This is a genomic window from Achromobacter sp. (assembly GCF_036567245.1).
GTDB lineage: Bacteria > Pseudomonadota > Gammaproteobacteria > Burkholderiales > Burkholderiaceae_B > Achromobacter.
The window spans coordinates 1-2405 of the sequence record NZ_DATCUY010000003.1; the positions used below are offsets into that span (position 1 = coordinate 1).

Here is a 2405-nt window from a genome sequence, read left to right on the forward strand (position 1 = left end):
GCTGACGCCGCCGCAACGCCGGTCGCGCTGGCGGAACCCATCGTGGCGGCGCTGGCCGCCGCGGGCGAGCGCCCCTCGGTGTCCTACCGCCAGGCGGGCGACGGCTATCTGCTGCTGGAATACGGTGACAACGTGCTGGACCTGGCGTTGCGCATGCGCATCCACCTGCTGATGGAGGCGCTCAGCGCCGATCCCATCGCCGGCGTGCTGGAGCTGTCGCCGGGCGTGCGTTCGCTGCAGATCCGCTACGACAGCCGGGTCATCCTGCAAGGCGCGCTGATCGAGCGCCTGCTGCGGATCGAGAGCGGCCTGGCCGACGTGGCCACGCTCAAGGTGCCGACCCGCGTGGTCTATCTGCCGATGACGTTCGAGGACTCGGCCACGCTGGGCGCGGTGCAGCGTTATCAGGAAACCGTGCGCGCCAGCGCGCCCTGGCTGCCGAACAACGTGGACTTCATCCAGCGCATCAACGGCCTGGCCAGCCGCAAGCAGGTCCGCGACATCGTGTTCGACGCCAGCTATCTGATCATGGGCCTGGGCGACGTCTACCTGGGCGCACCTTGCGCGGTGCCGATAGACCCGCGCCACCGTTTGCTGACCTCCAAGTACAACCCGGCCCGCACGTTCACGGCCGAAGGCACCGTGGGCATAGGCGGTGTGTACATGTGTATCTATGGCATGGATTCGCCCGGCGGCTATCAACTGGTCGGCCGCACCTTGCCCATCTGGAACAAGTTCCTGAAGAACCCGGTGTTCCAGGACGGCAAGCCCTGGCTGCTGCGCTTTTTCGATCAGGTGCGCTTCTACCCGGTGACCGAGGCTGAGCTCGACCTGCTGCGCGAGGACTTCCGCGAAGGCCGGGCTACCGTCCGCATCGAGGAAGAGGTGTTCGACTTCGCCGCGCACCAGCGTTTCCTGGCGGAGGAGGCCGACAGCATCGCCGCCTTCCAGGCGCGCCAGAGGAGCGCCTTTGCCGCCGAGGTGGCCCTGTGGAAAAGCGAGGGCGCCGCGGTGGAGCCCGACGTCGCCGAACTGGAGCCTGAAGCCGAGGCGGTGTTGCGCGAAGGGGAAAGCCTGGTTAGCGCCGACATGTGCGGCAACATCTGGAAGATTCCGGTGCAAGTGGGCCAGAGCGTAGCGGCCGGCGACACGCTGGTGGTGGTCGAAGCCATGAAGATGGAACTGTCGGTCATTGCGCCCGCGTCCGGCACCGTGGCCGCGATCCGCTGCATACCCGGCAAACCCGTGAACGCCGGCGACCCGCTCATCGTGCTGGCCGAAGACGCCACCTGCCCCGTGGCCTGACGATGCGCCTGGACTCCGCGCAAACCGCTCCGGCCATCCGCCAGGCGCCGGCCCTGGCCGGCTCGCTGGCCGACCAGGTCTATCAGCGCCTGAAGGATGATCTGTTCGACTTCCGCGTGCTGCCGGGCGAACGCTTTACCGAAGCCGGGGTGGCGGCGCGGCTGGGCGTCAGCCGCACGCCGGTGCGGCTGGGCCTGGCGCGGCTGGAACGCGAAGGTTATGTGCTGCCGCGGCCGCGCAGCGGCTGGCAGGTGCGGCCCTTCGACTTCGAACGCTTCGAGGCGCTGTATGACGTGCGCGTGGTGCTGGAGCAGGCCGCGGTGGAACGGCTGTGCGCGCGCGAGCACATGGACGAGGCCGGCATTCTGGGCGCGCTGAAAGACGTGTGGCTGGCGCCGCCGCGGCAGCGCATCCTGGACGGACGGCTGGTGGCGCAGCTGGACGAGGCCTTCCATTGTGCGCTGGTGGCCGCCGCCGGTAACGCCGAGATGGCGCAGATCCATCGTGACGTGACCGAGAAGATACGCATCGTGCGGCGGCTGGACTTCACCAAGGACTTCCGCGTCGACGCCACCTATGACGAGCACGCTGCCATCCTGCGGGCGGTGCTGGCGCGGCGCGCCGACGAGGCGGCGCGCATGCTGCGTTCGCACATCGGCATGAGTCGCGCCGAGGTTCGCAAGATCACGCTGCACATGCTGCACGAGGCGCGCGAGCGCGCCGGTGGCCGGACGCAGGCGCCTCCAGGCGCGGCTACGCCCTAGCCCTGCAGTTGCTGGTAGACCTCTTGCGACACGCGCAGCAGCTCGTCGCGGCTGACCGCGCCGGACAGCGCGTAGCCGAACTGGCCTTCGACCCAATAGAACACCCGTACCGGGCCTTCCTGGGTGAACTGGAAGGCCGTCTGCCCGCCGGCAGCTTCGCGGGTGACGTACAAGGTCAGCCGCTGGCCGTCGGCCGCGCCGTACATGAAGAGCGCAACCGGCCCCGCGCCGCCGGGCAGCAGGCGCCCGCCCACCAGCTCATAGCCGGCCTGCGACAGGGACGGCGGGCGCATGGTCGCGCCCATGCGCTTGGTCAGCCAGGTGACCAGGCCTTTC

At 69.1% G+C, this 2405-nt stretch carries 3 protein-coding genes; 2 read left to right on the forward strand and 1 reads right to left on the reverse strand.

The genetic code is table 11. The features are described from left to right. Positions 1–1305, forward strand: a 1305-nt coding sequence (locus VIR09_RS00040) for a carboxyltransferase domain-containing protein (RefSeq protein WP_332010469.1), incomplete at its 5' end; no start/stop codon positions are given. Positions 1306–1307: 2 nt separating this feature from the next. Next, positions 1308–2069, forward strand: a complete 762-nt coding sequence (locus tag VIR09_RS00045; protein WP_332010472.1) for a GntR family transcriptional regulator — start codon at positions 1308–1310, stop codon at positions 2067–2069. Here VIR09_RS00045 and VIR09_RS00050 read toward each other — a convergent pair. Further along, the coding region (locus tag VIR09_RS00050; RefSeq protein WP_414639344.1) for an anti-sigma factor family protein at positions 2066–2405 on the reverse strand (340 nt) is incomplete at its 5' end. The genes VIR09_RS00045 and VIR09_RS00050 overlap by 4 nt on opposite strands.

Bases quoted from the DNA above. Each gene is read 5' to 3' on its own strand.
- VIR09_RS00045 (WP_332010472.1), top strand. From the start codon at position 1,308: ATGCGCCTGGACTCCGCGCAAACCGCTCCGGCCATCCGCCAGGCGCCG.